The organism is Streptomyces sp. CA-251387 (genome assembly GCF_050936625.1).
Classification (GTDB): domain Bacteria; phylum Actinomycetota; class Actinomycetes; order Streptomycetales; family Streptomycetaceae; genus Streptomyces.
Genome location: NZ_JBNJMJ010000001.1, coordinates 6,098,807 through 6,122,606 on the forward strand (window position 1 = coordinate 6,098,807; position 23,800 = coordinate 6,122,606).

The 23,800-nt window shown below is 70.9% G+C and carries 19 protein-coding genes; 10 read left to right on the plus strand and 9 right to left on the minus strand.

All coding sequences use genetic code 11. The features are described from left to right. Positions 1–123 precede the first annotated feature (123 nt). Together eccCa and ACQEV2_RS27460 are read left to right on the plus strand one after the other, a co-directional pair. Positions 124–4,101 (plus strand): type VII secretion protein EccCa, encoded by a 3,978-nt coding sequence (gene eccCa / locus ACQEV2_RS27455; RefSeq protein WP_433046865.1) that lies wholly within the window; start codon positions 124–126, stop codon positions 4,099–4,101. A 76-nt stretch (positions 4,102–4,177) separates the two neighbouring features. Further along, positions 4,178–4,471, plus strand: coding sequence for a hypothetical protein (locus ACQEV2_RS27460; protein WP_433046868.1), 294 nt, complete (start codon positions 4,178–4,180; stop codon positions 4,469–4,471). 31 nt (positions 4,472–4,502) lie between these two features. Here ACQEV2_RS27460 and ACQEV2_RS27465 read toward each other — a convergent pair whose 3' ends face one another. The 5 genes from ACQEV2_RS27465 to ACQEV2_RS27485 all read right to left on the minus strand — a co-directional run bounded on the left by ACQEV2_RS27465 (position 4,503) and on the right by ACQEV2_RS27485 (position 12,225). After that, on the minus strand, positions 4,503–5,966 hold the full coding sequence (locus tag ACQEV2_RS27465; protein WP_433046871.1) for an extracellular solute-binding protein: 1,464 nt from the start codon (positions 5,964–5,966) through the stop codon (positions 4,503–4,505). Next, complete coding sequence (locus ACQEV2_RS27470; protein ID WP_433046874.1) at positions 5,963–7,000, minus strand: hypothetical protein; 1,038 nt, start codon at positions 6,998–7,000, stop codon at positions 5,963–5,965. The genes ACQEV2_RS27465 and ACQEV2_RS27470 overlap by 4 nt, the downstream gene beginning before the upstream one ends. Continuing rightward, entirely contained in the window at positions 6,997–8,388 is a 1,392-nt protein-coding gene (locus tag ACQEV2_RS27475; RefSeq protein WP_433046876.1) for a hypothetical protein, read from the minus strand. The genes ACQEV2_RS27470 and ACQEV2_RS27475 overlap by 4 nt, the downstream gene beginning before the upstream one ends. A 121-nt stretch (positions 8,389–8,509) precedes the next feature. Next, a complete protein-coding gene (locus tag ACQEV2_RS27480) occupies positions 8,510–10,888 on the minus strand; it encodes a tetratricopeptide repeat protein (RefSeq protein WP_433046879.1) in 2,379 nt (792 codons plus the stop codon). Next, on the minus strand, positions 10,885–12,225 hold the full coding sequence (locus tag ACQEV2_RS27485; RefSeq protein ID WP_433046882.1) for a S1 family peptidase: 1,341 nt from the start codon (positions 12,223–12,225) through the stop codon (positions 10,885–10,887). The genes ACQEV2_RS27480 and ACQEV2_RS27485 overlap by 4 nt, the downstream gene beginning before the upstream one ends. A 90-nt stretch (positions 12,226–12,315) precedes the next feature. On the opposite strand from ACQEV2_RS27485, the gene ACQEV2_RS27490 reads away from it, so the two are divergent. Continuing rightward, the gene (locus ACQEV2_RS27490; RefSeq protein WP_433046885.1) at positions 12,316–12,630 is read left to right on the plus strand and encodes a trypco2 family protein; all 315 of its coding nucleotides are present in this window, start codon (positions 12,316–12,318) and stop codon (positions 12,628–12,630) included. 9 nt (positions 12,631–12,639) lie between these two features. Here ACQEV2_RS27490 and ACQEV2_RS27495 read toward each other — a convergent pair whose 3' ends face one another. Continuing rightward, on the minus strand, positions 12,640–13,005 hold the full coding sequence (locus tag ACQEV2_RS27495; RefSeq protein ID WP_433046888.1) for a DUF192 domain-containing protein: 366 nt from the start codon (positions 13,003–13,005) through the stop codon (positions 12,640–12,642). A 61-nt stretch (positions 13,006–13,066) separates the two neighbouring features. Between ACQEV2_RS27495 and ACQEV2_RS27500 the strand changes: the two genes are divergently transcribed. The 3 genes from ACQEV2_RS27500 (at position 13,067) to ACQEV2_RS27510 (ending at position 15,404) form a co-directional block, all read left to right on the plus strand. Further along, a complete protein-coding gene (locus ACQEV2_RS27500; RefSeq protein ID WP_433046891.1) occupies positions 13,067–13,963 on the plus strand; it encodes an LLM class flavin-dependent oxidoreductase in 897 nt (298 codons plus the stop codon). 89 nt (positions 13,964–14,052) lie between these two features. After that, positions 14,053–14,544 carry a GNAT family N-acetyltransferase gene (locus tag ACQEV2_RS27505; protein ID WP_433054820.1) on the plus strand — a complete coding sequence of 164 codons (492 nt, stop codon included), beginning with the start codon at positions 14,053–14,055 and terminating at the stop codon, positions 14,542–14,544. 44 nt (positions 14,545–14,588) lie between these two features. Then, positions 14,589–15,404: a methyltransferase domain-containing protein gene (locus ACQEV2_RS27510; RefSeq protein WP_433046894.1), complete on the plus strand. Its 816-nt coding sequence runs from the start codon at positions 14,589–14,591 to the stop codon at positions 15,402–15,404. A gap of 18 nt (positions 15,405–15,422) precedes the next feature. Here ACQEV2_RS27510 and ACQEV2_RS27515 read toward each other — a convergent pair whose 3' ends face one another. Next, the gene (locus ACQEV2_RS27515; RefSeq protein WP_433046897.1) at positions 15,423–16,577 is read right to left on the minus strand and encodes a winged helix DNA-binding domain-containing protein; all 1,155 of its coding nucleotides are present in this window, start codon (positions 16,575–16,577) and stop codon (positions 15,423–15,425) included. An 858-nt stretch (positions 16,578–17,435) separates the two neighbouring features. Between ACQEV2_RS27515 and ACQEV2_RS27520 the strand changes: the two genes are divergently transcribed. From ACQEV2_RS27520 to ACQEV2_RS27535, 4 genes are all read left to right on the plus strand, one after another. After that, the gene (locus ACQEV2_RS27520) at positions 17,436–18,209 is read left to right on the plus strand and encodes an isoprenyl transferase (RefSeq protein WP_433046900.1); all 774 of its coding nucleotides are present in this window, start codon (positions 17,436–17,438) and stop codon (positions 18,207–18,209) included. Between the two features lie 365 nt (positions 18,210–18,574). Further along, positions 18,575–19,900 (plus strand): PhoH family protein, encoded by a 1,326-nt coding sequence (locus ACQEV2_RS27525; RefSeq protein ID WP_433046903.1) that lies wholly within the window; start codon positions 18,575–18,577, stop codon positions 19,898–19,900. Between the two features lie 399 nt (positions 19,901–20,299). Beyond that, a complete protein-coding gene (locus ACQEV2_RS27530; protein WP_433046906.1) occupies positions 20,300–21,004 on the plus strand; it encodes a transglycosylase SLT domain-containing protein in 705 nt (234 codons plus the stop codon). A gap of 221 nt (positions 21,005–21,225) precedes the next feature. Further along, positions 21,226–22,671 carry an AI-2E family transporter gene (locus ACQEV2_RS27535; RefSeq protein WP_433046909.1) on the plus strand — a complete coding sequence of 482 codons (1,446 nt, stop codon included), beginning with the start codon at positions 21,226–21,228 and terminating at the stop codon, positions 22,669–22,671. Positions 22,672–22,695: 24 nt separating this feature from the next. Here the strand turns inward: ACQEV2_RS27535 and ACQEV2_RS27540 are convergent, their stop codons facing one another. After that, on the minus strand, positions 22,696–23,235 hold the full coding sequence (locus ACQEV2_RS27540; RefSeq protein ID WP_433046912.1) for an alkyl hydroperoxide reductase: 540 nt from the start codon (positions 23,233–23,235) through the stop codon (positions 22,696–22,698). Positions 23,236–23,240: 5 nt separating this feature from the next. Next, positions 23,241–23,795 carry a peroxiredoxin gene (locus tag ACQEV2_RS27545; RefSeq protein ID WP_433046915.1) on the minus strand — a complete coding sequence of 185 codons (555 nt, stop codon included), beginning with the start codon at positions 23,793–23,795 and terminating at the stop codon, positions 23,241–23,243. Positions 23,796–23,800: the final 5 nt, after the last annotated feature.

Here is a 23,800-nt window from a genome sequence, read left to right on the forward strand (position 1 = left end):
CACCCTACCCTCCGCAATGTCAGTGCCCGCCAGTAGGATCCACTCCAGATCCAGTTCGGATGGAGTCGGCGCCACGGGGGTGCGGACAGGGGCTCTTCAATCCGTGAGGGGGACGGGTCAGCTTTGAGCCAGATCGTCGTCAAACGGCCGCCGAGGGCCCTGCCCGCTGCGGTGCCCGCCGATCCAGTGCAGTTGCAATCCCCGCCCGAGTTGCCCAGAGGGCAACAGGAGGGGGCGTTGATGCAGCTGCTGCCCATGCTGGGCATGGGCGGTTCCGTCGTCTTCTTCTTCATGACGCCGAACCCGGTCGTGCGCATCATGGGCATGGTGATGATCGCGTCGACGATCGCCATGGGCATTGCCATGCTCGTCCGCTACCGGCGCGGCACCCAGGGCCAGCTCGCCGACATGCGGCGGGACTACCTGAAATACCTGGCCAAAACCCGCCGGTCGGTTCTTCGCACCGCCCGGCTGCAGCGCGACGCCCAGTTCTATCTGCATCCGGCGCCCGAGCAGTTGTGGGCCTTGGTCGCCGAGGGCAGCCGCGTCTGGGAACGGCGCATCAGCGACGACGACTTCGGGCAAGTGCGGATCGGTCTGGGCAGCCAGCAGCTCGCCACCCCGCTGATCGCACCCGAGACCGCTCCGGTGGACGAGCTGGAGCCGCTCACCGCCGGGGCCATGAAGCAGTTCCTCACCGCGCACAGCACGATCGAGGGCCTGCCCATGGCGATCTCGCTGCGGGCCTTCTACCACCTCACCCTCAGCGGGGAGGAGAGTCATGTCCGGGCGTCGGCGCGCGCCATGGTGGCCTCCCTGGTCTCACTGCACGCTCCCGACGACCTGGTCGTCGCCATCGCTGCCGGAACCGACACAGCCCCTCACTGGGAGTGGGCCAAGTGGCTGCCCCACGTCCAGACCGACGGAAGTGACGGGGCGGGCAGCCGCCGTCTGATCACGTCCAACGCGCATGATCTGGAGCTGTTGCTCAAGGAGCAGCTCGAAGGCCGCCCCCGGTTCCAGGCCGGCGGCCAGCCCCTCCTGGAACAGCCGCACATCGTCGTCGTACTCGACGGGGAGGCGCTGTCGCCGCTGTCGGCGCTGGCAGCGGCCGAGGGGCTGCAAGGTGTCACGATCGTCGAGGTCGTGCCGGGCAGGCTCACCGGGGCACGCGGCGGCCTCTCGGTCGTCGTGCACTCCCAGGCACTGCGCCTGGAGTCCGGCGACGGCATGGTCTACGAAGGGACACCCGACCGTCTCAGTCCCGAAGCAGCTGAGGCACTCGCCCTCCAACTCGCGCCCCTGTACATGGCGTCCGGCGGTGACTCCGACGAACCACTGCTCGCCAACCTGGAGTTCACCGATCTGCTCGACCTGGACGACGCGGAGTCCGTGAACGTCGGCCGCACGTGGCGCCCGCGCTCCCGCGCCGAGCGCCTGCGGGTCCCGATCGGTGTCGGCGAGGACGGCGCCCCGGTGATGCTGGATCTGAAGGAGGCCGCGCAGGACGGCATGGGCCCGCACGGCTTGTGCGTCGGCGCCACCGGTTCCGGCAAGTCGGAGCTGCTGCGCACCCTCGTGCTCGGCCTCGCGGTGACCCATTCCTCCGAGACGCTGAACTTCGTCCTCGCCGACTTCAAGGGCGGTGCCACGTTCGCCGGCATGGCGGACCTGCCGCATGTCGCCGCGGTGATCACCAACCTCGCGGATGACCTGACCCTCGTGGACCGCATGGGCGACTCGATCCGCGGCGAACTCAACCGCCGCCAGGAGCTGCTCCGCCGGGCGGGCAACTACGCCAACATCCACGACTACGAGAAGGCCCGCTCGGCCGGTGCCGCTCTGGAGCCCATCCCGTCCCTCGTCCTGGTCATCGACGAGTTCAGCGAACTCCTCACCGCCAAGCCCGATTTCATCGACATGTTCGTCCAGATCGGCCGCATCGGCCGCTCCCTGGGCGTCCACTTGCTGCTCGCTTCGCAGCGCCTGGAGGAAGGCCGCCTGCGCGGTCTGGAGACCTACCTGTCGTACCGCATCGGTCTGCGGACGTTCTCCGAGGCCGAGTCGCGCGCCGCCCTCGGTGTGCCGGACGCGTACCACCTGCCGAACGTCCCGGGTTCGGGCTACCTGAAGTACGGCACCGACGAAATGGCCCGCTTCAAGGCCGCGTACGTGTCCGGTCCGCACCGGCCCGCCTCCGCCCGAGCCGCCGCGACAGGGGACGGCCGGCTGCCCGTGGACCGCCGTCCCGTGCCCTTCACCGCCGCCCCGGTGCAGGTGCACTACGTACAGCCCGATCCCCGGGCCCAGGTGCCGGACCCGCGGGCGAGCGGGGACGACGCCCTGGCCGACACTGTGCTCGACGTCATCGTGCGCCGCCTCACCGGGCAGGGCCCGGCCGCACACCAGGTGTGGCTGCCCCCGCTGGACAACCCGCCCTCGCTGGACGCCCTCCTCCCCGGACTCGCCGGCGTCGAGGGCCGCGGCCTGACCAAGCCCGGCTACGAGGGCGCGGGCCGCCTCGTCGTCCCGCTCGGTGTGGTCGACAAGCCCTTCGAGCAGCGCCGCGACACGCTGTACCGGGACTTCTCCGGTGCTGCGGGCCACATGCAGATCGTCGGCGGTCCGCAGTCCGGCAAATCGACACTCATCAGGACCATCATCTCCGCCTTCGCGCTGACCCACACGCCGCACGAAGTCCAGTTCTACGGCCTCGACTTCGGCGGTGGCGGTATGTCGGCCGTCGCCGGGCTGCCGCACGTCGGCGGGGTCGCCTCACGCCTGGACCCGGAGCGGGTGCGCCGCACGGTCGCCGAGGTGTACGGCATCATGACGCGCCGCGAGGAGTACTTCCGCAGTGCCGGCATCGACTCCATCGCCACGTTCCGGAAGATGCGGGCGCGTGGTGACATCTCCGTGGCGGACCAGCCGTGGGGTGACGTCTTCCTGGCCATCGACGGCTGGGGGAACTTCCGCACGGAGTATGAAGCGTTGGAAGCGGCCGTCCTCGAGATCGCCGCCAGGGGCCTCGGCTACGGCATCCACCTGATCCTCACCGCCTCCCGCGCCATGGAGGTCCGCGCCAACCTCAAGGACCTTCTGATGAACCGCCTTGAGCTGCGACTCGGCGACCCCATGGACTCCGAGCTGGACCGCAAGGCGGCCGGAAATGTTCCGACGGGGGTGCCAGGCCGGGGCGTCACTCCGGAAGCGCTGCACTTCATGGCAGCGGTCCCCCGCATCGACGGCGTCCACTCCGACGACGAGCTCTCCGAGGCGACCGCCGCCATGGGCCGGGACGCGGCCCGTCACTGGACAGGGCCCAGCGCACCGGAAGTCCGCCTCCTGCCACGCCAACTGCCCCTCGCAGACCTGCCCGCAGCCCTCGCCGAGCCGAAACGTGGCGTCGCCTTCGCCCTCGACGAGAACAACCTGGAACCCGTCTACGTCAACCTCGACCAGGACCCCTTCTTCCTCGTCTTCGGCGAAAGCGAGTCCGGCAAGTCCAACCTGCTGCGCCTCCTCATCAAACAGCTCACCGACCTGCACGACGGGGACTCCTGCAAACTCTTCGTCATCGACAACCGCCGCTCGCTCCTGGATGCAGCCCCGGCGTCCCACCTGGCCGAGTACGTGCCCATGTCCAACGCCATGGACCACCACGTGGAGGCCCTGGCCGACCTCATGCGCCGACGCACACCTTCGCCCGACGTCACAGCCGACCAGTTGCGGGAGCGCAGCTGGTGGAGCGGCCCGACGGTGTATGTGGTCGTCGACGACTACGACCTGGTGTCGACGTCCAGCGGGAACCCTCTCGCCCCGCTCACGGAACTCCTTCCGTTCGCCCGCGATGTGGGCATCCGCTTCATCGTCGCCCGGAACACCGCGGGCGCCGGCCGCTCCTCGTACGAACCCTTCATGCAGCGGATCAAGGAGCTGGGCGCGCAGGGCGTGGTGCTCTCCGGCGACCCGAACGAGGGCGACATCCTCGGCAACGTACGCCCGCGTCCGATGCCGGCGGGGCGGGGGATCTTCGTTTCGCGGAGGCGGGGGAACCTGTTGGTACAGACCGGTCGGATGGGAGGCGAGGATCAGGGCTGACGGTCCGGTGAGGTCGCGGGCGGCAGACGGGCTCAGCGGGCGGCGCGCGGTCCCCCCGAGTGGCAGGATCGGTGCCATGGGCACCGAGAAGGGCTGGGTGTACCGGGTGGACGAGCCGCACGGCTCGCAGGGCTGGCGCCCCTACGGCGGCCGTCCCGAGCGGTGGCGGGGGACCGTCGTCACCGACGATCCCAAGGAGACCGCCGAGTACGTCGCCGCCCTCGTCGTCACGGACCTGGTGACCGAGTGGGAGAGGGGCGGGGCCGGGCAGCGGCACGTGCGCGTGATCGTCTGGGAGGACAGGGAAGGCTACGGTCCCGAGGACGCCGTCTTCACCGTGGAGATCCAACCCGACATCGACGCGGAGTGACCGAACGGGGCCTTCGGTACTGACTCACGGCTCACGCCGTACTGCACACCGTCTCCAGCCCTGCCTCCCTGTCGGGCTGTGCGTTCTGCACCCTCTGCAGATCCTGGAGGAGCCCCGTGATGCCGAGGTCCGCCCCGGCCGCGGCTCGGGCGATCGTCAGCAGGGCGGCCTCGTAGAAGGCGTCCCGTACGGCGGGGGCCATGACGTCCGAGGCGTCCAGGCAGCGGGGGCGCTTGCCCGTGAGCCGGTCGGTGATCGCGTGCCCGATCGGGCCGGGCTTCCGCGGCACCTGGAGATTCGCCGAGAAGACGTCCGGATACTTGGCCCACGCCCGCTGGCCCTCCGAGGAGGCGAGCTTCTTGATCAGGTTCCGGGCCTGGGGGCGGTCGCTGAACAGCGCGGCGAAGTCGCCGGTCACCTCGTGGGCCCGGACCGGGTAGGGGCCTCCGGGGAGGAGCGGGGCGGAGTCGGTCAGGGCTGCGGGGTTCCCGTCGTAGAAGGAGCGTGCGAAGGAGCCCTGGTGCTCCAGGGCGCAGCCGCCCGAGTCGGAACCGGAACCCGAGCCCGAGTCGGAACTGGAACCCGAGCCCAAGTCGGAGCCGGACCTGGAGCCGGAGCCGGAGCCGGAGCCGGAGTCCGAACCGGAGCCTGAGCCGGAACCCGAATCCGAGGCCTGGCCCGAGCCCGATCCCGGGCCCAATCCCGATCCCGGGCCTGAGTCCGGACCCGAGCCCGAGCCCGAGCCCGAGCCCGATCCCGAGCCCGAGAACAGGAGCCCCTGCCTTCCCGGGGCGCCGCGGTGATCGGTGAGCAAGGCGTTCTTCGCCGCGTTCTTGTCCTGCCGGAGCAGGCCGGCCCACGCCTCCCAGGCCGTGCGCACCGGATCGCTGGTCCACTCCTCCCGGCCCAGTGCCCACTTCCCGTAGGTGTTCGGGCCCGCCCGCTGCAGCACGAGGTCCTCGATCCAGTCGCTGCCGGGCCAGCCGGAGGCGCCGTCGTCGCCCATGCCGATGCACCAGCTCTTCAGCGGTGCCGGTGAACCGGCGGGTTCGTCGCCCTCGCGGTACCAGACGACGCTCTTCAGGTCCGCCTTGACCGGGACCCAGTAGACATGTCCCGACGAGGTCCTGCCCGCCGACTTCCAGGGGGCGCCGTACTCCTCCTCGTCGTAGAGGCCGTCCAGTTCGCTGAGGAGGTCCTGGTCGGCGTACTCGGCGAGTTCGCCGACGCCCGGCATGATCGCGATGTCCGGGGGCTCCCCGGACTGCACCTTGGAGAGCAGCACCTCGCGCTGGGCCGCGGTGCCCTGGTAGTCGAAGGGGATGCCGAAGCTTCGCAGCACCTCCTCGAACTGTTCCTCCTGGTTGTCGGTCCACGGTCCGAGGATGGTCACCGGCTGCTCGGCGTCCCGCTGCGCCCAGACCGCCACCAGGCTGCCGCCCGAGACCAGCAGCAGCGCCACGAGGAGCACCAGCAGCTTGAAGGGCCGGGTCACCGTCGCCTCCAGTAGTCGTTGTCGAGACGCAGGCCGAGCCCCACCGCGGGGAGGACGACGGCCAGCAGGCCGCCGATCAAGGTGCCCTGGTACACCCTGCCGGTCCAGGTGTCGTCGGCCAGCTCTCGCCGGACCTCCTCGGACTGCTCCGTGACCGTCCGCTGTGCCTGTGCCGGCTCCACGCCGCTGGAGTAGTCCTGCCGGGAGATGTCCGTGATCCGCCGCAGGTCGGCGCGCACGCTGTCGAGGTCGTCCTGGGCGGAGGACGCCGTCAGCAGCGGGACGATCGCGAGCAGCACGGTGAGGGCGAAGGCGGCGATCAGGTACGGGTTCCAGTCGCGTCCGCAGCGGTCGCGCAGCACGAACAGGGCGGAGAGCAGGGTCAGCGCGAGGGCGGCCAGGGCGAGTTCGGCGAGCCACCAGCCGCTGCGTTGTACCCACCCCATGGTGGCGGTGTCCTCGGCGTGCCGTAACTGGTTCCGCTGCAGTTGGTCCAGTCGGGGCGCGAGTCCGACGGGGTCGCGGGTGAGCAGCGAGTGGGCCTCGGCGAGTTTCTGCTGTCGCATGAGTGGCTGGTCGCGGTACGTGGCCATGCCGAGGGTGATCGAGCTGCTGTAGGAGGCGAGCAGACCGTTGACGGTGCCGAGGTCCTGGTCCGTCCTGTCCGCGATGCGGGACAGGCCCTGGTCGGCGGCGGAGAGCTGGGCCCGGTAGGTCTCGCCCGATCCGGCGACGTCGGCGAGGTCCGCTTTCACCAGGAACCCGGCCTCCCAGTCGGCACGCAGCACCGCGAGCCGGGTGGCGGCGAGCCCCTGCACGGCCGGTGCCTCCCGGGATGCGAGGGCCTGGGCGGCCTGCTGGGTCTGCCGGTACGAGATGAGCAGGGCACTCACCGCGACGGCCGCGCACAGCGTCAGGACCAGCAGGTGCACCTCCAGCAGGCGGCGGGTCCGGAAGGGGCGCAGGCGTTCCCGCCAGAAAGCTGCCGGGGAGTGCGTGTGCCAGGTCGGGGCGCGTCCGGTCAACACGGTCACAGCAGCTTCTCCCCGCACTTGATGCAGTAACGCGCCTCGCTCCCGGCCGGGGTGTCGCAGTGGCCGCAGCGCGGGCCGGGCGGCAGGCCGGCGATGTCGGTCAGGGGGCCGCCCGGACGGGATCCGGCGCGCAGGAGTATCGGGGCGAGCGTGTCGGCGTCGACAGCGGGACGCAGCCGGACCCGTCCCGCGCGCGCGTCCTCGATGACGGCGACCGCGTCGATCTCGTCCAGCACCCACTGTGTGCCGAGCCGTGCCGCCAGGCGTGCGGCCTGCCCCAAGTGGCGTTCGGCGATGTCGTTTTGGTGTTCCCGGACGGCGACGAGTCCCCTGCGCAGGGCGTCCCGCATCACGGTGGTGGTCTTCAGGCCGCGCAGGGTGCCACTGCCTGCCGGGCCGTGCGGAAGGGGCCGCTCGGGGTGATGCCAGCGGGCGGTGACGGGCACATGGACGTCGCCGACGGAGACCATGGCGAACTGCAGGTCGGTCTCCAGCGGGTCGGCACCGGCGTCGGCGACGAGGGTGAGCAGATAGTCGCGCGAGCCCGGCTCCCACTGGTAGGTGGGGAAGCTCCAGAGACGGGGCCGGCCGGGTCGGCGCAGCCCGCCCAGCCGGTGCGGCCGGGGCGCCTTCTCGTTCAGGGACACCTGGCGGACGGTGGGCCGTACGGTCACCTCGATGGGCAGCTGGGGGGCGTGCACCCGGCGCAGCCGCCGGATGGCTGCGGTGATCGCCGGGCTGAGGCCGTCGTCCACGAACTCGGCGGTGCCGTGCAGCCGTTCGGCGAGGGTCAGCAGAGGATCGGGGGACCAGTCGTGGCCCACGGCGAACACATCGCAGGTGAACTGCCCGGCGCAGGAGTCCAGTTCCTCGTGCAGCCGGGTCTCGCCCCGGGCGCTGCTGCCGTCGGTGATCAGGAGCAGATGACGTACGGACAGGGGGCGGGCGGCGAGCAAGGCGCGTGCCCTCGCCGCCCAGGCGGCGTAGCCGGCGGGGCGCGGACCGTCCCGGTGCAGTGGGATCGCGCCCGCGGCGAAGGCGGCCCGGCGTCTGTGGTGCTGGTCGGCGACAGCCCACTCGGCAGCGCCCAGCGGATAGCACGGGGCCGGCTCGGGACCGCCGCCGAGCACGGCGAAGGAGATGCCGTCGGGCAGGGCGCGCAGCGCGGCGGGCAGGGCGCGCCGGACGGCCGCCCGGTGGGTCTCGGCGACGTCCACCGCGATGATCACGGCGAGTTCGACGGCCGGCAGCTCGGCGGCGGCACCGGTGGCGGTCACGTCGACCCGCAGATGCGCCTCGACCTTGGCGCTGCGGTGCGGGCGCAGATCGCGGTCGAGGTCGACGTGCAGCTGAATGCCCAGGTGCGGCGGCCGGGTTGGGCTGCTCATGTCGTACGTCACCGCTCCTTCGCTTCGTCGCCTTTCGCACCGGGCCGGAGTCCGAGTCCGGGTCCGGGTCCGGTGCCGTCCTGTCCGTTGCGTGCGTTGCCGTGCGGGGTGCGTGTCGTGCTCAGATCGCGGTCTGGGGCCGTACCGCGTGGGAGAGGTCCACGAGGTGTTCGTGGGCGGCGGCCGACTCCCGGTGGTGTGCGGCCAGTTGCCGGTAGTGCCGCTCCATCCGTGCGCGCACCTCGCGCTCCTGCGGGGTCAGGCGTCTCAGGCTGCGGGCCCCGAGCCGTCCGGCGCCCTGGCCCGGGGAGGCGGGCGCGTCCCTGCGGCTGTGCAGCGCATCCAGCTTCCATTCGTTCAGCTCGGTGCTCAGACGCAGCGCCTCGTCCTCGGACACAGTCGGCTCGCCGACGCCCGGGTTCCGGCGCATGAGGCCGCGCAGCTCGGCCAGCGCCGCGTCGACCTCGGTGGGCGAGGGCAGCGGATCAGCACCGTGGGGCAGTCGGGCCGCGCGGATGCGCAGGGAGGCGATGCGGGCGACGGTGTGGTCCAGGGAGCCGGCGCGGACCCGGTGCAGTACGTAGAGGGCCGCACCGCGGTCGCCGTCACGGAGCGCGAGCCGGGCGAGGCCCAGGGCGGCGCCGCCGTGCGAAGGGTTGCGGGCGAAGACGGCCTCGTACAGCTCCTTGGCGGTGGGGCCGGTCGTGTCGTCGCCGAGTAACTCTCCGCAGTAGGCGAGGGCCAGTTTCGGCGCGTACTCGCCGGGCAGGTCGAGGTGGACCTCCGTGAAGTGCGCCTTGGCCGCGGCGACCTGGCGCGGGTCGTCGTCCAGGTCGGCGCGGCGCAGCGCGACCAGGGCGCGGTGCCAGTCCAGCCGCCATCGGCGCACGGCACGCGGCCCGGGAATGGACGCGGCGGTGTCGAGTTCCTCCTGGGCGCGCTCCAGGTCTTCCCGGGTGTTCCGGCTCAGCAGGACGCGCACGTTGTGCAGGCAGATCTCCACCGAGGTGGGCCTCTCGCCGTCCTGGTCGAGCAGTCGGCCCGGATCGTAGCCACTGCTCACCTCGAACCGTGCGGTCTGCGGATCGCCCGGATAGTGCACCGGCACCGGCAGACAGCGGGCGATCTCGGTGGGCGTGGGCGCGCCGGGGTCGAGGGCGGGCGCGACGGGCGGCTCGTACCGGTGGCGGCGCGGGCGGTCCAGCCAGTGGCCGATGCCCGGCACCGTACCGAGCCGGGCGCCGAGCAGCCGCGGGGACGGCCGGAAGTACTGGGACGGCTCGGGCGGGTCGCTCTTGCCGCGCAGGGCACGGATCTCCCGCAGGGCGCCGCGCAGTTGGCCCGCCATGTCCTGGGCGCTCGCGAAGCGCAGGTCCGGATCCCGCCGGGTGGCACGCTCGACGACCCACCAGAAGGAGGCGGCACCGAGGCCGGGCACCTTGTCCACGGCCCAGCCGGCGAGTTCGCGCAGCGTGGCACCGACGGTGTGCAGGTCGTGGGCGACGGTCGGCAGACCCGAGGACTCGGTCTCGGGCGCCATGAAGCCGGGCGTGACATGGGCGGGCGGCTCGCTCTGGCCCTGTTCCCGCATACCGCCGAGGTCGATGACCTTGACGCCGTCCCTGTGGTGGACCACGTTCGAGGGCTTCATGTCCCCGTACACGAAGACCGGTTCGCCACCGGTGTGCAGATGGCCGAGGGCTTCGAGGATCTGGCAGCCGTACGCGGCGACGTCCTCGATGTCGAGGACCCGCCCCCCGAGGGCCTGCTCCCCCCGCCGGGTCTCCTCGACGACCTTCTCCAGGGTGCCGTCCCCGACGTCGTCCATGACGACATGGCCGCCGGTCACCTGGCCGGTGCCGTCCCGCCGCGCGACGAAGTCGCGGATCTGGACGATCCGGGGATGGCGGATGGCGACGAGGTTGCGGCGTTCGACGTCGGCGAGCCGGGCGCCGTCCCGCTCGTAGCGGTTGAGCAGTCCCTTGACGGCGACGACGTCACCGAGGTGGGTGTCCTCGGCGAGATAGACCCAGCCCTGGCCGCCGTGCGCGATGGGCCCCATGATCCGGTACTGGTCGCGCAGCACATCGCCCGCGGCGAGTTCCGGCCGGTACGAGTAGGGCTCGCCGCAGGCCGGGCAGTACCCCTCGATCGGCACCGGGCCCTCGGTGTAGGGAGGGGCGAAGACCACACCGCACTCGGGGGACGAGCAGCCCATACGGATGCGCAGCGGTGCCTCTGGATCGATGAGCCGTGCCCGCTCGGAGCGCGGCTCGCGCTCGGGCAGTGCGAGGAGGTCCCGGGGGCCGAGCTCCCACGGGTCCGTGGGCAGCCGGGGCAGCCCGGGGCCGTTCTCGTGACGGCCGCACTCGGCGCAGTGGCCGGTGGGCAGGACGTGGCCGCCGCAGGGGGCTCCGGTGAAACGCCGGTGCGGGCAGGACGTCCTTGTCCCGGCGTCGGTGCTCCCTGTCGCCGCCGGCCGGGTGCTGGAGTGCCTCATGCCCGGCCTCCGTGGTGGCCTCCGTGGCGCTCCAGGTCGGCGCGCAGCGTGCTGATCAGCTCGCGCAGCGCGGTGAGTTGCCGGTGGGGATCCGTCTCGTGGATCAGCCGGCGCTCGGCCTGGCGCCGGTCGGCCGTCTCCGTCGCGGAGGCGAGCGAGTTGTCGTCGACGACGCCGAGCTGGACCGAGCGGTTGAACTCCGCGCGCCGCAGCCGGTCGAGCAACGCGTCCGCGTGGGCGAGGAGCGCGGGCCGCAGGAGTACGTCGTACGCCGCGGTCCAGCCGGTGCCGCCCGCGTGGCGGAAGACGAGCAGCAGCCGGAAGCCGCACTCCCGCAGCCGGCCGAGGAGGTCGATCAGGGGACCGGGCTCGGGCTCCTCGTCGAGGCCGTCGACAAGGACCGTAGGGGGTGGGCGGTCGGCCGCGAGGGCGGGCGCCTGCGCGGGGCGGCGCTTGGTGCCGAGCAGCCAGTCCCAGTACGCCAGATACTGGCCGGGCGGGAAGGCGATGTGCTCCAGGGCGTGGTCGGCGAGGTCCGGCCTGCTGGAGGAGCCGCCGCGATGCACGAGGTCGGCGCGGTGCAGCAGATGGCGCAGCGAGCGGTCCTTGCCACTGCCCGGAGACACCACGGTGATCTTCACCGGTTCCTCGTCCGGGTCCGCGAACCACCGGTCCAGCCGCTCCTCGAAGCCGTGATCCCAGGCGTACGGACTGCTCAACTCCTTGATCAGGGGCGAGAGTTCGGCGATCCGGTCGACGGGAATCAGATACGAGAAGGCGAGCCGGTTGTTCTCGGGCAGCAGCTCGCCCATGTCCCCGCGCCAGCTGACGACGAGCCCGACCACGCGCGCGGGACGCCCTTCGCCCGGCCGCGTGCACACGGCGGCGCCGCTGAACCCCGCCCGCACCACCTCCGCCTTGGCGACGGCGTCGAGCTGCACCCGCTCCCCGCTGGCCCCGCTGATACGGCCCCACAGGGTCATGCCGTCATCGAAGCCCTCCGCATACCCGGTCGCGGACACCTCCAAGCCGCCCCACAACCTGGGTTCCAACGGCGCGGGGCGCGCCTGCGGGCGCGGGCTGTCCAGGCGCAGCACGGCGATGTCCTCGCCGCCCTCGGCCTCCGGCAGCCACCCGCCGGGCAGAACCCGTGCGGCCACGGGTTCGAGGTCGCGGTTCTCCGCGAACTCCAGCCACATCACGGCGTCCGGATCGCGCACCACGTGCGCGCAGGTCAGCGCCGTGCGCTGATCGACGAGCACACCGGCGCCCGCTATGGGCCCGCGCGCGCCCCCGCGCCGCAACCTGAGCCTCCAGTCTGCGCGTAGCTCCCCCATACCGCTTCACACTACGCGTGGTGCATGGTGCTCCCTAGACTCGTGACCAGGTTCGATCAGCCAATATCGGGAATACGGCGGTGAGTTGACGTGGGGGAGACGGAACCGGTCGGTCTTGCGGAGGCCATCGGCACGGTGCGTGCCGAGCTGGCGCGAGCCCAGGCCGAGGGCGTGGCGAGCGACTGGCGGTTCAGTGTGGAGCAGGTCAGCCTGGAGTTCTCGGTCCAGTTCCACCGGGCCGGAGAGGGCGGCGCGGGTCTGCGCCTGGGCGTGGTCGAGGCACGGCTCGGCGGCTCGGTGAGCCGGGACGCCACGCATCGCATCCAGGTGGATCTGAAGCCGTTGCCGCGGCCTGACGGGCGTCACCATGAGGTGGGCCGGGAGGACGGGCCGCGCCGCCCATAGCACCCGCGGTCAGCCGGCCTCAACCGTCACCCGCACCCCGACCCGCAGCCCCCACCCCGCCATGGCCCCGGCCTCCGCCTCCAGCACATGCCGCGAACGGAGCCGGGGCAGCCCCAGCCGCCCCGGCGGCATCGTGCGTACGGCGATGACGTTCAGCTTGCGGTCGAGATAAGCGACGTCGATGGGGATGCGCATACGGAAGGTGTGCACGCCGCTCGCCGGGGTGAGCAGTATTGCCCCGTCGACGAAGTCTCGCCCCAGGAGCCCCTTTGTACGGGCTCGGTACGACGAGGCGACTTCCAGGGGGACCGAGACGTCATCTGGCCGTCCGTGCACCACCAGCGTCCCCCGCCCGTCACGCCATCGCCGCCCCATCCGCGGGCACCTCCTGAAGTTCCTGTTGTCCGCCGAGTGCTACCCGGGTAGGAAAGATCCCATGACAGGACTCGGCGCAGTGTTCCGTCCCCAACTCGCCCCCGAACGACTCCGATCCGTCGCCCGGCTCGCCGACGACGCCGGCCTCGAGGAGCTCTGGCTCTGGGAGGACTGTTTCCGGGAGGGAGGGATCTCCGCGGCCGCGGCCGCCCTCGCCTGGACCGAGCGGGTCAAGGTCGGCGTCGGCCTGCTGCCCGTCCCGTTGCGGAACGTCGCCATCACCGCCATGGAGGCCGCAACCTTGTACCGCATGTTCCCGGGCCGTCCGGTCCTAGCCGTCGGGCACGGTGTGCAGGACTGGATGAGGCAGGTCGGGGCTCGGGTCGAGTCGCCGGTGACGCTGTTGCGGGAGCACCTCGACGCGCTGCGCGCCCTGCTGCGCGGGGAGCGCCTCACCGTCGAGGGGCGGTACGTGAAGCTCGACGACGTCGCCCTCGACTGGCCACCCGCCGGGCCGGTGCCCATCGTCGCCGGCGTCACCGGCCCCCGCTCGCTCCGGCTCGCCGGGGAGTCCGCCGACGGGACCCTGCTCACCGCCTCGACCTCACCCGAGGGCGTGCGGCGGGCACGGCAACTCATCGACGAGGGGCGACAGGCTGCGGGACGTGCGGGCGCGGGTGCCGGTTCCGGTGCCGAGCCGCATCCGATCGTCGTCTATCTCCTCGCCGCCACCGGACCCGACGGACCCGCCCGCCTCAAGGCCGAGCTCGCCGCGGAAGGGCTCGAGTCCGTCCCCGATCTCGGTGTCGCCGGGGACGCGGGCGCCGTTGCGAAGGCCGTACAGCGGCTTGCGGACGCCGGTGCCGACACCGTGGTGCTGCAGCCGACGGGGGACGAGCCGGATCCGGAGGGGTTCGTGCGGTTCGTGGCCGAGGAAGTGCGGCCGCTGGTTCCGTAGACCGTTCGGCCGACACGGCGGCGTTGTCAGTGGCTCCTGCCACACTCCTCGACATGAGCGACACGAGCGACATGAACGGGGTGAACGGTATGGGCGATGAGCTGCGCCACGACGACACCGACGTACGTCTCCGCGATGTGCTGGACTCCGACCTCGAGGCCTTCCTCGCCTTTGAGCACGACCCGGAAGCCGTCCGGCGGTCGAGGTTCACGCCTCGGCCGCGCGACGCCTTCATGAAGCACTGGCGGACCCGCGTGCTCGGGAACGAGACCGGCCTCGTGCAGACGGTCACGGTCGGGGACGACGTGGCCGGCAACATCGTCGCCTGGTGGGACGGCGACCGCCGCTTCCTCGGCTACTGGCTGGGGCGGCCGTACTGGGGGCGCGGCATCGGCAGCAGAGCGCTCGCCCTCTTCCTCGAACTCGAGAAGACCCGGCCTCTGTACGCCGACCCCTTCCATACCAACACCGCCTCCGTACGACTCCTCGAACGCCATGGCTTCCAGCGCACCGGCACCCTCCCGCACGACGACGAGGGATACGTGCTCCTCGTGCTCTCCGACGCCGCGGCACCGGCGTAAAAAATCAGCGGCGCCCACTGACGACGCCCTGACACGATCACCGCATGGACGAGCCGCAGCACTCCCGCACCTTCGAGGACCACCCCCGTACCTTCGAAGCCCTCGTCGCCGAAGGCGCCGCCGTCCCCACCGAAGGCTGGGACTTCTCCTGGTTCGAGGGGAGGGCCACCGAGGCGCGGCCCTCCTGGGGATACGCCATGTCCCTCGCCGAGCGGCTCACCCGTGCCACCGCCGCCCTCGACATCCAGACCGGGGGAGGAGAGGTACTCGACTTCGCCCTCCGCCGCGCCGACACGAAGGTCCCGCCCCTCGCCGTCGCCACCGAAGGCTGGCCGCCGAACGTCGCCAAGGCCACCGCCCTCCTGAGCCCGCACGGCATCGCCGTCGTCGCCTGCCCCGAAGACGCACCGCTGCCCTTCGCCGACGGCGCCTTCGACCTAGTCAGCAGCCGGCACCCGGTCACCCCGCACTGGGCCGAGATCGCCCGCGTCCTCCAGCCCGGCGGCACCTACTTCGCCCAGCATGTCGGGCCGCGCAGCGTCTTCGAGCTCGTCGAGTACTTCCTCGGCCCCCTCCCGGAGGCGCAGAGCAGCGACCGCCACCCCGACCGCGAGCGCGCCGCCGCGGAGGCCGCCGGGCTGGAGATCGTCGATCTGCGGGCCGAGCGGCTGCGCATCGAGTTCCACGACATCGCGGCCGTCGTCCACTTCCTGCGGAAGGTGGTCTGGATGGTCCCCGGCTTCACCGTCGAGGCGTACCGACCCCAACTCCGCGCCCTGCACGAGCAGATCGAGTCCGCGGGCCCGTTCGTCGCGCACAGCACCCGCCACCTCTTCGAGGCCCGCAAGCGCAGCGCGTGAGCCCGTCCCCGGCGTACCTCACGCGTGCGGCCCGACCGTGACCTCCCCGACCACCAACTCCGCCTTCGCCTCCAGCACTTCCCCGAGCCGCTCCACCTGCTCGCCCAACTCCCGCTCCTGCCGCGCCGTCAGCCGTCGTCCGACCACCTCCACCGTCACCGTCGTACGACGGCCCTGGCGGCGCTGGTGCCAGACGCCCGCCACCAGTCCGTCCACCATCAGCACGGGATAGTTGCCGGCCTGACCGCCCGCCAGGGCCCGTTCGTACGCGGCTCCCGGGAACAGCGACGTCCGCGGTTGCGCGGCGATGGCGTACGCGTCGAAGTACGGCAGCAGACGCACCCCGCGCACGACCGCCCCCGGAAACCCCGTGTCACCGGCCGCCACCCAGGCCGAAGCCCCCTCAAAGCCGGCCTCCTCGATCTGCCCGCCCTCCGCCAGTTCCCGGAACAGCGACACCGCCCAACCCGCCGGTGCCGCCAGCCATGTGGCGAAGTTCTGCGGTGTAGCGGGACCGTATGCCCGCAGATACCGCCGTACGAGTGCGTGCAGTGCCACGTCCCCGGGCACCGCGTCGAACCCGGGCGGCCGCGTATACGTCACCTTCCGCCCCCGATTCGGGCCGAAGCACAGCGCACCCGCCTGGCCTGCCCGGTGCATCACCTGCCGCCAGCGTGGCCACAGGTCCTGGAAGGCGGGCATCACCAGGTCACCGGCCCAGGGACCGGTGCGGGCGACCACCTCCTCACCCAGCTCCTCCACGGTCAGACACACCCCGTCGAGGGCATCGCCGATCGCCGCGACGATCTGCGCCGCCTGTTCCTCCGTCACCCGTACCTCCGGCGGAAACGGGCTCGGCCCCGTCGGGATCGCGCTGAGCGCACCGCACCACAGCGGCAGTTCGGCGGCGGGAAGCAGATGCACGGTGCCGCGCGGGCCGAACGTCTTCACCAGCGAGCGGTCGTCCCACAGCGCCGCCCGTACGTCCGCCCGAGTCACCCCGGCGGCCCGCACCCCCACCGACACCTCGGCCGCGGACAGCACCTGCGCATGCGCGCCGAGTATCGCCCCGACCACCTCGGCGACCGGCGTGCCGCGCTCGGCGGGCCGGTCCAGGAACTGCCGCGCCCGCCGCCGTGCACTCGCCTCGTGCCAAGTGACAGTGAGAGTCATAGGGCGACGTTAGGCCGGATATAGGTCAGCCGCTGTCCGCTCGGGACCCGCCCATGCGCGGCCTCGTGCAAACCATGCATCCGTGCGCGGAGGGCCGTCGCCCCCTGCGCATCCAAGGAGCCCTCACCTTTTCCACATTGTTATGACGGCTGACTCGCTTTCCCTCCGCCGGTCACGTAAGTTCAGACCAAGGTAATTCGCGTAAGCAAAGCTGCGCGGCGGCACCGCGCAGCGGAGGGGGCTGCGCGGTGCCGTGTGCTCGTACATGCTCCTGCTGGACGCGCATCGCATCGAACTCACGCCCGCCCCCCGCGGTCATGTGCGCCGTCAAGCGGGCGTTCGCGGTCGGGGTCACCCGGGGGAGGGAAGTGCGGACAAGTCGCCGAGCGGGTCTCAAGGTGCGGCAAACCCTACGGATCCATCCGCATCCCGCCCGTTTCCCCAGGGAATCCGCCCCGACGCGGCCATGATTCCGCCACGAAGGGGCCCTCTCATGGCCACCGCCCCGTCGCCGAGCGATTTCGGAGAGTAGTTGTGGCACGCCGATGCGCGCAGCATCCCTTACGAAGGGTTATGGTGGAAACCCCCCCTCGGGCCGGTCCGTCTCCCCCCACGGACCGGCCCGTTTTTTGTGCCCGCGAGCCCGCCCCGTCCTCTGCACTGGACGGGGGCGCTCTTTCTGTACGGAGGGGGACTCACCAGGCGGCGGGCGACCGCACCGCCCCAAGGGGCGCGGGGAACTGCGCGATCAACCCCCCCAACCCGCAGCCGCCACGTACCCCAGACGCCCCCCATCCAAGGCGCAGCGGTAGGCTCACCCCGCGGGGACCGTATCCGTACGGAGGGGCTGACAATCACGTGAACCTGCGCGACAAGCTGCGCGGCCTGCTGGTCAGGCTGTACGCACGCCGGGTGGAAGGCCACCTGGACCACGCTCAGGTGCCCAAGCACATCGGCGTGATCATGGACGGCAACCGGCGCTGGGCGAAGGCGGCGGGCTCCTCCACCGTGCACGGCCACCGGGCCGGTGCCGAGAAGATCGAGGAGTTCCTCGGCTGGTGCTCCGAGACGGACGTCGAGGTCGTCACCCTCTGGCTGCTGTCGACCGACAACTTCGACCGCCCGCAGGACGAGCTCGTCCCGCTCCTCGGGATCATCGAGGATGTCGTCCGCTCCCTCGCCGCCGACGGGCGCTGGCGGGTGCACCACGTCGGCACGCCCGATCTGCTGCCGTCCGGGATGCAGACCACCCTCAAGGAGGCCGAGGAGGCCACCGCGCACGTCGACGGGATACTGGTCAACGTCGCCATCGGCTACGGCGGCCGCCAGGAGATCGCCGACGCGGTGCGCTCGATGCTGCTCGACGCCCAGGAGAAGGGCACCTCACTGGAGGACCTCGCCGAGGCCGTCGACATCGACATGATCGGCCGCCACCTCTACACCGGCGACCAGCCTGACCCGGACCTCGTGATCCGCACCAGCGGGGAGCAGCGGCTGTCCGGATTCATGCTCTGGCAAACGGCCCACTCCGAGTACTACTTCTGCGACGTCTTCTGGCCGGCCTTCCGCAAGGTGGACTTCCTGCGCGCCCTGCGCGACTACGCGGCCCGTCACCGGCGTTACGGCGGCTGAGCCCTTTCCGGCCACTCCATCGCCGTACTCAGGTGAGACGGAAGTCGCTCACTGCGGGACAGAAGTAGCCCACTACGGGACAGAAGTAACAAGGAGTTCACCAGCGCGCCGTCATATGCGCTGGCATGGCACCGCATGTTCGAGGGCATAAGCCAAGCAGGTCGACACCCGAACCACGGGTGTCGTATCTCAGCGGGCGGCGCCGGAGCCGTCCGCCCGGGAGGCCCTTTGCACCAGCCCGACCGTGCGGTCACGGCACGGAAGAAGCAGTGGAGGGCCGGTTTTCGGCCCGTGCAGGGCGGCCGACGACCGGTCCAGCTCCACTCCGTCGCTCCCCGACCTCATCCGAGGGGGTACGTCCTTCCGTGGTGACCAGCACAAAGCGCCACAAGCCAGACCGGCGCACCTACGTTCTCGACACCAGCGTCCTGCTGGCCGACCCGCACGCCCTGAGCCGCTTCGACGAGCACGAGGTCGTGCTCCCCATCGTCGTGGTGACGGAACTGGAGGCCAAGCGGCACCATCCCGAACTCGGTTACTTCGCCCGGCAGGCACTGCGCCTGCTCGACGACTACCGGGTGAAGTACGGCCGTCTCGACGCCCCCATTCCGACCGGGGACCTCGGCGGGACCGTCCGTGTCGAGCTCAACCACTCGGACCCCAGCGTGCTGCCCACCGGCTACCGCCTGGGGGACAACGACTCCCGTATCCTCGCGGTCGCCCGCAATCTGCAGGCCGAGGGGTTCGACGTCACCGTCGTGTCGAAGGACCTGCCGCTCAGGATCAAGGCCTCGTCCGTCGGTCTCCTCGCCGAGGAGTACCGCGCCGAACTCGCCATCACGGACTCCTCCGGCTGGACCGGAATGTCCGAACTGACCCTGCCGGGCGAGCAGGTGGACATCCTCTTCGAGGAAGGCCACGTCTACGTCCCCGAAGCGGCCGACATGCCCGTGCACACGGGGCTGACGATCCACTCCGAGCGCGGCAAGGCGCTGGGCCGGATCACGCCCGACGGCAATGTCCGTCTGGTGCGCGGCGACCGGGAGGCCTTCGGTATCAAGGGCAGGAGTGCCGAGCAGCGGATCGCGCTCGACCTGCTCCTCGACCCGGACGTCGGGATCGTGTCCATGGGCGGCCGGGCCGGCACCGGCAAGTCGGCGCTTGCGCTGTGCGCGGGGCTCGAGGCGGTGCTGGAGCGCCGTCAGCACCAGAAGGTGATGGTCTTCCGGCCGCTGTACGCGGTGGGCGGGCAGGAGCTCGGCTATCTGCCCGGCACCGAGGCCGAGAAGATGAGCCCCTGGGCGCAGGCGGTCTTCGACACGCTGTCCGCGGTCACCAGCCGCGAGGTCATCGAAGAGGTCACCGCGCGGGGAATGCTGGAGGTGCTTCCTCTCACGCACATCCGCGGGCGCTCGCTGCACGACGCGTTCGTGATCGTGGACGAGGCGCAGTCGCTGGAACGGAATGTACTGCTGACCGTTCTGTCCCGAATCGGCGCCAATTCACGGGTTGTTCTGACCCATGACGTGGCACAAAGGGACAATTTGCGGGTCGGGCGCTACGACGGTGTCGTCGCCGTCGTGGAGAAACTGAAGGGACATCCCCTTTTCGCCCATGTCACCCTGACGCGGTCCGAGAGGTCCCAGATCGCGGCCCTTGTGACCGAAATGCTGGAGGACGGGCAGATCTGACCCAAGTGCTCAACTTGCGGTAGCTACTCGTTGGTTGGCGCCGTTCGGAAAGGCGGGAGAGCCTATCCGGGCGGCGCCTCGGCGTGTGCGGCTTTCCGTAAATCCCCTGGGACAAACGAGGTGTGAGCTTTCACACGCAACTCGGAATTGCCTTGCGGCATCGCCTTACGGCAGAGTCTCACTCCTGTCAGGCCCCGCATACGACACACCTGTACCCCCAGCGGTACGGCGCCACAGCAACACCACGTCAACTCCATAGCGTCGTCGTATGCCGCCCGAGCACCATGCGGCGCTCCCCTCGCGGGAGTTGCCCACCGGGTCCGTGCCTCCCGTGACCCCGTAGGTGGGAGGCCAGAGCCAGGGGCACGATTGCGTCCGCCAGGGTCACCGAAGCGGGCGATGCTGGAAGGAAACCGTGTGAGTCCGATTTCGGTCAGGGGATTCGCAGTGGCCTCTGCCACCGCGGTCACCGCTGTCGGAAGCGTCGTCGGCGTTGCCTCGGGCAGCACCGCGCAGAACAACGACGCCGAGGCGACGGCTGCCGATTCGACGCTCCTCGCGGACATACCCGCGGGCCAGCAGGCCCAGGTGCAGACCGAGTCCCTGACGGCACAGGCCAACGTCCAGGCCATCGCCGCGGACGCGAGCGCCAAGAAGGATGCCGAGGAGGCGGCCCGCAAGGCTGCCGCCCAGAGCGCGATCGAGAAGCAGAAAGCCGCCGAGAAGGCGGCGCAGGAGGCCAAGGAGCGCCAAGAGGCCGAGGCGAAGGCCTCCCGGTCCTCCTCGGCCGACTTCCCGATCCAGAGCTCGTACACCATCGAGCAGATCCAGGCGATGGCGCGCCAGATGGTGCCGAGCGACCAGTTCCAGTGCTTCAGCAACATCGTGGACCACGAGTCCAGCTGGAACTACCGGGCCGTGAACCCCTCTTCGGGTGCCTACGGCCTCTTCCAGGCGCTCCCGGCCGGCAAGTACTCGTCCGCCGGCTCCGACTGGCAGACGAACCCGGCCACCCAGATCAAGTGGGGCCTCAACTACATGAACGAGCGGTACGACAGCCCGTGTGGCGCCTGGTCGTTCTGGCAGGCCAACCACTGGTACTAGGAGCTCCGCTGGTTCGGCCGCTGTACGTCGTCGTCTGTCTGCGGCGCCGTTGCGGCCGGTCGCGCAGTTCCCCGCGCCCCTCAGGGGCGTTGCTCAACCCTGCGTAGCCTCTCACCGTCCTTGTGGTGAGGGGCTTTCGCTGTTCTCCGGCGACGCATGTACGGTCGGACGGACGACTCCAGGGGGGAGTGGTGCGGAGAGACGGGGGAAGAGGACGGATCATGTCGCGAGTGCCAGGGTGGCTCGGTCGGCTCGGTGCCGGACTGACCGAGATGAGCGAGCGGTTGGACGAGCGTCGCGCCGAGGTGGAGCGCGAGAGTGCCGAGTTCCGGCCGGAGCGGCGATCGGCCACCGCCGTCGCGCCCGAGCCCGCCGCCGAGGCCCCGCCGCCGCCCGCCGACCACGTCCCCCGGCCCCCCGACTACGCCCCCACGGCACCGCCGCCCCGCCCCGACCCCGCGCAGGTCGTGCCGTGGGGCGTACGGGTCGCGGCGGAGGCCGGCTGGCGGCTGCTGGTGCTGGCCGGCACGGTCTGGGTGCTCATGCGGGTCATCAGCGCCGTCCAGCTCGTCGTGCTGGCGTTCGTCATCGCCCTGCTCCTCACCGCGCTGATGCAGCCCTCTGTGGCATGGCTGATGCGCCGGGGCGTGCCGCGCGGGCCCGCCACCGCCCTGACCGCGATCCTCGGGTTCGTCGTCATCGGGCTGATGGGCTGGTTCGTGACCTGGCAGGTCATGGAGAACATCGACAACCTCTCCGACCAGGTCCAGGACGGCATCGACGAGCTGCGCAAATGGCTGCTCAACAGCCCCTTCCACGTCACCGACAAGCAGATCAACGACATCGCCGAGAACCTCCGGGAGGCGGTCGGCGCCAACACCGACGAGATCACCACCGCGGGCCTGGAAGGCGTCACGGTCGTCGTCGAGACCCTCACCGGCATCCTGCTGGCGGCCTTCTCGACCCTCTTCCTGCTCTACGACGGCAAGCGCATCTGGGAGTGGACGCTGAAGCTCGTGCCCGCCGCGGCCCGCCCGGGCGTCGCCGGTGCTGGCCCGCGTGCGTGGGCGACCCTCACGGCGTACGTGCGCGGCACGGTCCTCGTCGCCCTGATCGACGCCGTCTTCATCGGCATCGGCATCTACTTCCTCGACGTACCGATGGCCGTCCCGCTGGCCGTCTTCATCTTCCTGTTCTCCTTCATCCCGCTCGTCGGAGCGGTGGCCTCCGGTGCCCTCGCCGTGGTCGTGGCGCTGGTGACGCAGGGCATCTTCACGGCGGTCATGACCCTCGCGGTCGTCCTCGCGGTCCAGCAGATCGAGGGGCACATCCTGCAACCGTTCATCCTGGGCCGCGCGGTCCGCGTCCACCCGCTGGCGGTGGTGCTGTCGGTGGCGGCCGGCGGCATGGTGGCGGGGATCGGGGGTGCGGTGGTGGCGGTGCCGTTGGTGGCGGTGTCGAACACGATCGTGGGGTATCTGCGGGCGTATTCGCAGGAAGCGGTGGTAAGGAGCGCGGCGGGGGCGGCACCTTCGAGCGCCGGTCAGGAACAACCAGACGGTCCGGCCTTTGAGGACGAGGCCGTTCAGGCCGATGGGGGGTCTGGGGGCGCAGCCCCCGGGAACGACCGCCACGACAACGCAGAGGGCCCCGCCCACGAGAGGTGAGCGGGGTCCACAGAGCAACGGCGCCTACTCGACGTCGGCCAGCACAGCCTCGGCCTCCAAGGTGGAGCCCACGGCCTGGATCACGGACGCGATCTTGAACGCCTCCTGGACGACCTCACGGTCCACGCCCGCCTTGCGCAGCACCTGCTCGTGCGAGTCCAGGCACAGGCCGCAGCCGTTGATGGCGGACACGGCGAACGACCACAGCTCGAAGTCGACCTTGTCGACACCGGGGTTGCCGATGACGTTCATACGGAGCCCCGCGCGCAGGTTGCCGTACTCGTGGTCGGACAGCAGGTGCCGGGTCCGGTAGAAGACGTTGTTCATCGCCATCACCGCGGCCGCGGACTTCGCCGCGTTGTACGCCTCCGGCGAGAGGTTCGCCTTGGCCTCCGGCGCCAGTTCGCGCAGCACGATCGGGGAGCGCGCGGCGATCGCCGTGGCGAGCACCGTGCCCCACAGCTGCTGGGCCGGGAGGTCGGAGTTGCCGATGACCGAGCCCAGGTTGAGCTTCAGGTCCTTGGCGTAGTCCGGGAGGCGGGACTTGAGGGAGTCGAGGGACATGTCCGTCACTCTCCGGCGAGGAGCTTGACCGGGTCCAGGGTCTCGTCGCCCTTGGTCCAGTTGCACGGGCACAGCTCGTCCGTCTGGAGGGCGTCCAGGACCCGCAGGACCTCCTTGGGGTTACGGCCGACGGAGCCGGCGGTCACCATGGAGAACTGGATCTCGTTGTTCTGGTCGACGATGAAGACGGCACGCTTGGCGAAGCCGTCCTCGCCCTCGATGCCCAGGTCGCGCATCAGCTCGCGCTTGGTGTCGGCCAGCATCGGGAACGGCAGGTCACGCAGGTCGTCGTGGTCCTTGCGCCAGGCGTGGTGCACGTACTCGGAGTCACCGGAGAAGCCGAGGACCTGCGCGTCGCGATCGGCGAACTCCTCGTTCAGCTTGCCGAAGGCCGTGATCTCGGTCGGACACACGAAAGTGAAGTCCGCGGGCCAGGCAAACACGATCTTCCACTTGCCCTCGTAGGTCTTGTGGTTGATCGTCTCGAACTCCTTGCCCTTCTCCAGCGAGACGCAGGCGGTCAGTTCGAACTCGGGGAACTTGTCACCGACAGTGAGCACACGCT